Raw genomic sequence first — 8,978 nt, forward strand, 5'->3', positions numbered from 1 at the left:
GCGTAAGCATTCATAAAGAAACCGAAAATTTCGTAGCACTAGTCGAAATTAGCAGTTACGATGTGGTAAGGTTAACGAAACAAGCAGAGCAGAATGGGAGCGGTTCAATGAGTAAGACGTATCAACAGACGATTGCGGCAATCCATGAGTTAGTCGATGAGGGCACGGTGCCTGGCGCGAGTTACGCGTTTATCGATGGTCAGCAAGTGGTTGCTGGTCGGTATGGGGCCGAATCGTTGGTTCCTGGATATGAACCGTTGCGTGCAGGTCAACTTTACGATGTTGCCTCGTTAACAAAGGTTGTTGGCACGACGAATGTCATCTTGCAGTTGGTTGCGGCAGGCCAATTGGCACTGACGGATTCTGTCAGCAAATATCTCGCGAAGTGGCGGTATCCGCAGGTGACAGTTCGGCATCTACTGACGCATACGTCAGGCATCACCGGGTACATTCCGCATCGTGATAAACTTAGTGCAGCGGAATTACATGATGCACTGTTGACGTTGCACGTGGGTGAGAACTTCAACGTTAAAATGGTTTATTCGGATATTAACTTCATTTTCCTAGGTTGGATTGCAGAAGCTATCCTAGGAGCGCCAATTCAAACGTTGATTGCGCAACATGTGCTGACACCGCTAGGCATGCAGGATAGTACCTTTACGCCGTTAGACGCCCAAAATTGCGTGCCTACGGAGGTGTCTGCAACTCGAGGTGTCATTCGTGGCGTTGCACATGATCCTAAAGCGTTTGTGCTCCAGCGCCACTGCGGATCAGCGGGGTTGTTTGCGACGAGTGATGATTTAGTTCGGTTTGAACAAGCCATGCTGACTGGTGGTGAAAGCGCACCAATGCCAGCGTCATTTCTAAGCGAGTTGAGTCAAGACCAAACGCCGTTGCGGCATCAATGGCGCTCGTTTGGGTGGGCGTTGTTGCCGACTAAAGTTCCGACAACCCATAACTGTATTTGGCACAGTGGTTACACCGGAACGGCGCTGGTTTTAGATTTAACCACGCATCAAGGCTGGTCTTTTTATCTAACCGCGTTCATCCCAAGGCGCCGAATATTCGTTTCTTGGAGCGGCGTAACGCACTCATTAACACGTATTTGGCTGAAAAAGCCACCCAAGCCAATTAAAAAACGACGCTAGCACTGCGGAAATCGCAAGCTAGCGTCGTTTTTGTGTTCAATTAGAAAGTGGCTGCAATTGGTAAGGCCTCTTGTTGAGCCAAGTCAGCGTCTGGATAGCGGCGCTTGAGAGCGGCAACGAGTAACCGTTTTGCCAAATTACCGTTCCGCGTCAAGATTGGGCCGTGGAAGTAAGAACAAAAGGCGTTCTTGTAGATGGCGCCTTCTGTTTGGTCGTCACCGTTGTTACCGTGGCCCTCGAGCACGTTACCTAATGGGCGTTCGCCTTCACCGAGGAAGGTGCGCCCTTGATGGTTTTCAAAGCCGTGGTAGGTTTCGCCGGTTTCTTCGTTTTTGATGACGATATCGCCGATAAATCGGTTGTTATCCTGAGCCAGAGTGTAATGATCCATGGCGCCGATGCCAGGAATCTTATCACCCTTAGCATCGATGTAGTAGTGTCCCAGTAGTTGGTAGCCACCACAGATTGCTAACACCGGGCCATCATCTTCGATAAAATCGGTGAGGGCCTGCTTCTTACCTTGGATATCCTTTGACACGATGACTTGTTCAAAGTCTTGACCACCACCAAAGAAAGCGAGGTCAGTTTGGTCAGCATCGAAGGGTTGATCGAGACTGACAACTTGAACGTTCAAATGGACGTCCATTTGTTTTGCGTAATAGTTTAATGCGAGAATGTTTCCCACATCCCCATAAGTGTTCATCAGGTCGCCATAAAGGTGAGCCACATTTAGTTCATAGGTCATTCGCCCATTCCCTCCTTGATATAGCCCTGATCGGCTAATAATTTCCGTAATTGTAACACAGCTGTGTAAGTTGCCAAAACATAAACGTGTTCGGTTGGCAAAGTCTTAATCTTTTCGACAACATTACTGAGTTCGGGTACGATTTGGTGCTTATCTTCCGGCACCCCAGCAACCTTCAAACGGAAAGTGATATCTTTATAACGTTCGCCACCGGTGATGAAGGCCGGAATGTTTAACTTCGGTAGTTTTTCGAAGTTGCCATCCCAGATCCAACTAGTATCGATACCGTCCGCGTAGTTCGCATTTAACAAACCAACAAAGGAGAATGGTTCCTTGTCGGTGGCGATCATATCCAGCACTTGGTTTAAGCCAACTGGGTTTTTCACTAAGATTAACGTGACCTTCTTACCATCCAGGTCGATCACTTCTTGGCGACCGAACACTTTTTTGTCTTCGCTAAATGCCGCTTCGATCTCCTCAGGTTCAACGCCGAAGAAGCGACCCACTGAGTAGGCAGCCAGTGCGTTGTAAATGTTATACAACCCACCAATTTCAATCTTCATCGGGTGTTGGTCAACGTTAAAGGCGGAGCTGGTTGGTGTCATTTCGCCGAGCTCAGTAACGGCGTGTGTTAACACTGGTCGTTCAAAGCCGCAGTTCGGACAGAAGTATTTGCCTAAATTACTGTAAGTGATGTAACGATAGTGGAGAATGTGCTGACAGTTGGGACAAAGGACGCCATCCGTGTTCGGCTTGGCCTTGATGTCTTGCTCCGGTTGGTGCCGGAAACCATAATAGATGATGGGATTAGGCAAGTTCTTGGAGTGGAAAATTGGGGCATCGCCGTTGGCAATGATCGTGGCTTCGGGCGCCAGCGCCACGCCATCGATGATTTTTTGGTAAGTTGTGTAGATTTCACCATAACGATCCATTTGATCCCGGAAGATGTTGGTGAAAACAAAGGCTTTCGGTTTGATGTAGCGCGTGACCTTGATGACGTTAGCTTCATCAACTTCTAGGACGGCGATTGGACGCTTGCCCTTGGCCTTTGGTGCCCGCAAAAAGGTCGTCACGATGCCTTGTTCCATGTTTGAGCCAGTTGGGTTGGTCAAAATATCGGGGTACTTTTGCTGTAAGACTCGCACCGTCAACGCAGTGGTCAGCGTCTTACCGTTGGTCCCGGTAATCACGACCACGTCGTAGTTTTGACCCAGGTGTTTTAAAATATCGGGATCGATTTTAGTGGTGATCTTGCCCGGAAGTGAACTCCCACCCTTTAAAAAAGTATGTAGGAACCAGTAAGATGACCGACCCGCGAAGGTGGCAAAATGACTACGTAATGTCATGGTGAATTCTCCTTATATCAGTTCGGCGCAACGAAGGGTGCCGGTTTTTATCGTTAAATTAGTGAACAGTCTAATCTGCTCAATGCGTGGATTTGGGGTTGGTCATGACGGTGAAGTACCTTATAACCAACTTAAATCATCCCGTAACATCAAGCATATATTTTACCATGTTTTTGCGTTGTGGGTGAGATTGAAGCTAATTTTGCATTAAATTAAGGATTATGGGTGTGAGTTGTTGTTGAAATTAATTGGAGAGATAGGTTAATTTGGCGATGGTGGCAGCAATTTTCGGCGCTGTTTTGGCTGATTTGTTTTGGGGTTTCTGAACCGTTAGGATGCTGCCGATGGGGTGCTTTTAGGCGAAACGTGGGCCTCGAAATTGGGAGCTGCATGTAAGGGCGTTTAATGAAACTGCCAGGCCCGGCACTTCCATCAAACGCCCTTACACTCCGCTCCCAAAACGTTTCGAGTCCCACTCTGTATTTTTCCCCCAATATCCGCTATAATAGATAAGAAATTTGTGAAGAGTGGAGACTGAGACCAGTGGCACAATTATTTTTTAAGTACGGTGCGATGAACAGTGGTAAGACCATCGAGATCTTGAAGGTTGCCCACAACTATGAAGAACAAAATAAGCCGGTCATCATCATGACCAGTGGCACGGATAATCGGGACGGTGTGGGGCTGGTTTCGAGTCGAATCGGCTTGAAGCGCGAAGCAATCCCGATTTTTGATGAGGATAACGTTTTTGATCGTGTGAAAGCTATTAATCCAAAGGCCAACTGCGTGTTGATCGATGAGGCTCAGTTCTTGACGAAGGAGCACGTTTTTCAACTTGCTCAAATCGTGGATGAGTTAAAGATCCCAGTAATGGCGTTTGGGCTTAAAAACGATTTTCGCAATGAGTTATTTGAGGGGTCAAAATACCTGTTGCTTTACGCGGATAAATTGGAAGAAATGAAGACGATCTGCTGGTTCTGTGCTAAAAAAGCCACGATGAACCTGCGTTTTCACGACAACCAACCCGTCTATGAGGGTGAACAAGTACAAATTGGTGGCAATGAAGCGTACTATCCGGTATGCCGGAAGCACTATTACCATCCACCATTGACCATGTTAGGAGAATAGGAGACAGATAATGGACGAAATGTTCGACAGATTACAAGCCGTTGTGGACCGCTACGACGAATTAAACGAATTGATCAGTGACCCAGAAGTGATTGCGGATACCCGCCGCTTCATGGAACTCTCAAAGGAAGAGGCGGATCTTCGCGATACGGTTGAAGCTTATCGCCAATACCAAAACGTTGTGAGCCAAATCAACGATGACAACGAGATGTTACGCGAAAAGCTTGACGATGAGATGACCGAAGTTGTCAAAGAAGAGCTGAAGGAATTAGAACCTCAAAAGACCGCATTGGAAGACAAGATTCGGTTATTGCTCTTACCAAAGGATCCTAACGATGACAAGAACATCGTGATGGAAATTCATGGGGCCGCCGGTGGTGACGAAGCCAGTCTGTTTGCTGCAGACTTATTTGACATGTACTCCCGCTACGCTGAAAAGCAGCTGGTCCGTTGAAGTGGTCGACCGTAACGAAACTGAAGTTGGTGGTTTCAAGGAAATCGTCATGTTGATCAGTGGGAACAAGGTTTACTCAAAGCTCAAGTATGAAAGTGGCGCTCACCGTGTTCAACGGGTGCCAGTTACTGAATCAGCCGGCCGGTTGCACACGTCAACTGCCACTGTTGGGGTAATGCCTGAAGCTGAAGACGTTGATATTGACATTGATCCTAAGGATATCCGGACTGACGTTTACCGGTCATCTGGTGCTGGTGGTCAACATATCAACAAGACCAGTTCTGCTGTGCGGATGACCCACTTACCAACGGGAATCGTTGTTGCCATGCAAGACGAACGGTCACAACAACAAAACCGGGCGAAGGCCATGCAAATCTTACGGTCACGGGTTTACAACTACTACCGTGAACAAGAAGAAAGTGCCTACGACGAACAACGAAAATCAGCCGTTGGGACCGGGGACCGTTCTGAACGGATCCGGACTTACAACTACCCTCAAAACCGGGTGACGGATCACCGAATCGGCTTAACGCTGAACAAGCTGGATAAAATCATGAACGGGGACTTAGATGACGTCATTGACGCATTGATCCTCTATGATCAAACCCAGAAGATGGAGCAGCTGAATAATGGCTAAGATGACCTACCTTGAAGCTCAGAGGTGGGCTTCTTTGTTTTTAAGTGACCAACAACTGGACGAATCCGCGGCAACGTATTTGTTACAGGAGCTTAGTGGGTTGGATCAAACCCACTTGCTGTTGCACTATCGAAAAGACGTGCCGGAAGCCTTATTGGACCGTTATCAGGCCGCAATTCGGCAGTATGCGACTGGCACACCACCACAGTACATTGTCGGGACAGCGCCGTTTTACGGTCGGTCGTTTAAAGTAGACGAAAACGTGTTGATCCCCCGGCAAGAGACGGAAGAACTCGTCGAATGGGCGTTAGCGATCCTGCCTCAGACGTCACAACGCATCCTAGATGTTGGCACGGGCAGCGGGGCGATTGGGTTGAGCTTGAAGGCGGAACGGCCTGCTTGGCAAGTGACCCTTAGTGATTTATCCGAGGGGGCATTGGGGGTGGCGCGTCAAAATGCCACAGCGTTAGGCCTAGACGTTACTTTCAAACAGGGGGACTTATTACAGCCCGTTACCGGTCAAGCGCTTGACGCCATTATTAGCAACCCACCTTATATCGACCCAGAGGAAGCATCAGTGATGGACGCGGACGTGTTAGCTAGCGAACCGCACATGGCATTGTTTGCTGACCACCACGGATTGGCATTGTATGAACAACTAGCAGCTCAATTAGCAACCGGAGTCGCCACGACACACCACCTATTCCTAGAGTATGGGTTCCAGCAGCGTGAGGCGCTGACGACGTTATTTGAAAAACGATTCCCGACCGCTACCGTCACGGCTCGCCAAGATATTGCGGGCCATGACCGGATGCTACACGTGGCGATGTGAGATCAAACTAATAAACGAGGAGAAGACAACTATGGAAACAACGATTTATCATGCTGACCATGCCGATCAGATCAAAGCGGCAGCGGCGTTATTGAACCAGGGCGAACTCGTCGCCTTTCCGACTGAAACAGTTTACGGATTGGGTGCGGATGCAACCAATGAAACGGCAGTGGGTAAGGTGTACCAAGCAAAGGGCCGGCCTAGTGATAACCCATTGATCGTGACCGTGTCGTCAGTTGCAATGGTTGAGCGGTTTGCGCAACCACTAACGGAACAGGTCAAGCAGTTGATTGCGAAGTTCTGGCCAGGGTCGTTGACAATCGTGTTACCGCTACAACCTAACGCACTCGCTAAGGTCGTGACTGGTGGGTTATCAACTGCCGCATTTCGGATGCCAGCTAGTCAGGCAACGTTATCATTGATTGAAACGGCAGGGGTGCCAATTGTTGGGCCATCTGCTAACACGTCTGGCAAGCCAAGCCCAACTTTAGCGGAACACGTTTATCACGACTTAAAGGGGAAGATTGCGGGTATTTTGGATGATGGCCCAACGACGGTCGGCGTCGAGTCAACGATCATCGATATGTCGGTTGACGTGCCGACGATTTTACGACCGGGTGCCGTAACCGTTGCCGAACTGGAAGCCGTTATCGGTGACGTGAAAGCCGACCATCATCATGTCGGTAAAAATGAAATTCCGAAGGCCCCGGGGATGAAATACAAGCATTACGCGCCAAGCGCCCAGGTTGAAATCGTAGATTCCGTTGATGACTTTAAGGCAGCCATGACGTGGGCCGGTCAACAAGCCGGGACTGTCGGCTTAATGGCCACTGACGGTCAATTGGCCCAGTTAACCATTCCGGCGAACGTTGAAGTCTATTCATTAGGTGCAGACGTTGCTTCGGCCACCCACCGGTTATTTGCGGGGTTACGTCATTTTGATACTGAGTCAGAAGTCGCCTATATTTTAACGGCTGGATTCGCCAATGAAGGGCTTGGTGCCGCTTACATGAACCGGTTAGATAAATCAGCCGGTGGGATGCATTTTACGAACGAACAATAGGCCCGTTTTGCCTTTTGTTTGGTTTTTACGGTCTAGACCCTTTGCTTTTAGCCCTAAGTTTGATAAACTTAACGTATCAAATGCCAAGGAGCTGATTGTGTGAGTTATCAAGAACAAGATCCGAAGTTATGGCAGGCCATTAGTCAAGAACAGGACCGCCAACAGCATAATATTGAGTTAATCGCTTCTGAAAATATCGTGTCGCCCGCAGTTCGGGCTGCTCAAGGTTCCGTTTTGACCAACAAGTACTCTGAAGGCTATCCTTCAAAGCGTTACTATGGTGGTAACGAGTACATCGACGTTGTCGAAAACTTGGCGATCGAACGGGCTAAGACGTTGTTCCACGCAGAATATGCCAACGTGCAACCACACTCCGGCTCCCAAGCAAACCAAGCCGTGTACGCGGCTTTCTTGAAGCCTGGGGATACAATTCTGGGAATGGGCTTGGATTCTGGTGGCCACTTGAGTCATGGGGCCAAGGTCAACTTTAGTGGTAAGCTTTACGAGGCTTACAGCTACGGTTTGAATCCAGAAACTGAATTACTCGACTTTGATATGATCCGCGAGCTTGCTAAAGAGGTGAAGCCTCAAATGATCGTCGCTGGGGCCTCAGCCTACAGCCGGATCATCGACTGGCAAGCTTTCCGTGACATTGCGGATGAAGTCGGTGCTTACTTGATGGTCGATATGGCGCACATCGCCGGTTTAGTGGCTGCTGGGTTCATCCTAACCCAGTTGGCATCGCTGACGTGGTCACCACAACGACCCACAAGACGTTGCGTGGCCCTCGTGGTGGGTTGATCCTGTCACAAGAAAAGTACGCAAAGCAGATCAATTCTGCCGTCTTCCCTGGCACTCAGGGTGGTCCATTAGAGCATGTGGTTGCCGGGAAGGCCATCGCGTTACTCGAAGATGCCCAACCTGAATTTAAGGATTACGCAGAACAAATCGTTAAGAACGCGCAAGCCATGGCAGCCGTCTTCAATGCGTCAGAACATATCCGGGTTGTTTCAGGTGGCACTGATAACCACTTGATGACCCTTGATCTGACCAAGACAACGTTGAACGGTAAGCAGACGCAAGAACTGCTGGATTCTGTTATGATCACCACTAACAAGGAATCTATTCCAAACGAACCATTGAGTCCATTTAAGACGTCTGGGATTCGTTTAGGAACGCCAGCCATTACAACTCGTGGCTTCAAGGAAGCAGATGCAAAGCGCGTTGCTGAACTGATCGTAACCGCAGTTGAACATCCAGAAGATGACCAAGTCTTGGATCAAGTTCGGGCCGATGTTCGTGCGTTGACGGATGCTCATCCAATCGATGCGTACGTGGCACCAATCGAATTTGGTAAATAGTGAACAATAAGCCACCATATTATGGTAGATTTCTGATGTAAATGTGAGTTTCGCATTTGATTAGCTGTCGACCTAAATGGTGATAAACCGGAAATTCTCGAAGGAGAGTTTCCGGTTTTTTGCGTATTTTGAATTTAGATGGTTATTTACGTTTGTGTCCAGCGATAGTGTGCGGAGCGAGACGGGTTGAGAGCAGTGTGCAAGGCGACATCGGTGAAGCGCCCGGGCCTGGCGGGTTTATCGATGTCGCCTTGCATGCAGTTC

6 protein-coding genes and 2 pseudogenes are annotated in these 8,978 nt (G+C 48.8%); 6 read left to right on the plus strand and 2 right to left on the minus strand.

All coding sequences use genetic code 11. From position 1 onward, the window contains the following. Nucleotides 1-1,148, plus strand: a 1,148-nt coding sequence (locus tag JCM2765_RS14985) for a serine hydrolase domain-containing protein (RefSeq protein ID WP_369404085.1), incomplete at its 5' end; no start/stop codon positions are given. A gap of 40 nt (nucleotides 1,149-1,188) precedes the next feature. On the opposite strand, the gene JCM2765_RS14990 is transcribed toward JCM2765_RS14985, so the two are convergent. Next, nucleotides 1,189-1,893 carry a type 1 glutamine amidotransferase gene (locus tag JCM2765_RS14990; protein ID WP_054737398.1) on the minus strand — a complete coding sequence of 235 codons (705 nt, stop codon included), beginning with the start codon at nucleotides 1,891-1,893 and terminating at the stop codon, nucleotides 1,189-1,191. After that, nucleotides 1,890-3,239 (minus strand): Mur ligase family protein, encoded by a 1,350-nt coding sequence (locus tag JCM2765_RS14995; RefSeq protein WP_054737399.1) that lies wholly within the window; start codon nucleotides 3,237-3,239, stop codon nucleotides 1,890-1,892. Before JCM2765_RS14995 ends, JCM2765_RS14990 begins: the two co-directional genes overlap by 4 nt. Nucleotides 3,240-3,782: 543 nt before the next feature. On the opposite strand from JCM2765_RS14995, the gene JCM2765_RS15000 reads away from it, so the two are divergent. The 5 genes and pseudogenes from JCM2765_RS15000 (at nucleotide 3,783) to glyA (ending at nucleotide 8,714) form a co-directional block, all read left to right on the plus strand. After that, nucleotides 3,783-4,367, plus strand: a complete 585-nt coding sequence (locus JCM2765_RS15000) for a thymidine kinase (protein WP_054737400.1) — start codon at nucleotides 3,783-3,785, stop codon at nucleotides 4,365-4,367. A 10-nt stretch (nucleotides 4,368-4,377) separates the two neighbouring features. Continuing rightward, a pseudogene (gene prfA / locus JCM2765_RS15005) lies at nucleotides 4,378-5,458 on the plus strand (peptide chain release factor 1). After that, nucleotides 5,451-6,290 (plus strand): peptide chain release factor N(5)-glutamine methyltransferase, encoded by an 840-nt coding sequence (prmC, locus tag JCM2765_RS15010; RefSeq protein ID WP_054737401.1) that lies wholly within the window; start codon nucleotides 5,451-5,453, stop codon nucleotides 6,288-6,290. The pseudogene prfA and the gene prmC overlap by 8 nt, the downstream one beginning before the upstream one ends. A 31-nt stretch (nucleotides 6,291-6,321) precedes the next feature. Then, a complete protein-coding gene (locus tag JCM2765_RS15015) occupies nucleotides 6,322-7,353 on the plus strand; it encodes an L-threonylcarbamoyladenylate synthase (RefSeq protein WP_054737402.1) in 1,032 nt (343 codons plus the stop codon). 99 nt (nucleotides 7,354-7,452) lie between these two features. Then, nucleotides 7,453-8,714 (plus strand): annotated as a pseudogene (gene glyA, locus JCM2765_RS15020) (serine hydroxymethyltransferase). Nucleotides 8,715-8,978: the final 264 nt, after the last annotated feature.

The sequence above is a fragment of the Secundilactobacillus similis DSM 23365 = JCM 2765 genome, assembly GCF_001311075.1.
Taxonomy (GTDB): domain Bacteria; phylum Bacillota; class Bacilli; order Lactobacillales; family Lactobacillaceae; genus Secundilactobacillus; species Secundilactobacillus similis.

Coding starts and splice junctions, on each gene's coding strand:
- JCM2765_RS15015 (WP_054737402.1), top strand. CDS start 6,322: ATGGAAACAACGATTTATCATGCTGACCATGCCGATCAGATCAAAGCG.
- prmC (WP_054737401.1), top strand. CDS start 5,451: ATGGCTAAGATGACCTACCTTGAAGCTCAGAGGTGGGCTTCTTTGTTT.
- JCM2765_RS14995 (WP_054737399.1), bottom strand. CDS start 3,239: ATGACATTACGTAGTCATTTTGCCACCTTCGCGGGTCGGTCATCTTAC.
- JCM2765_RS14990 (WP_054737398.1), bottom strand. CDS start 1,893: ATGACCTATGAACTAAATGTGGCTCACCTTTATGGCGACCTGATGAAC.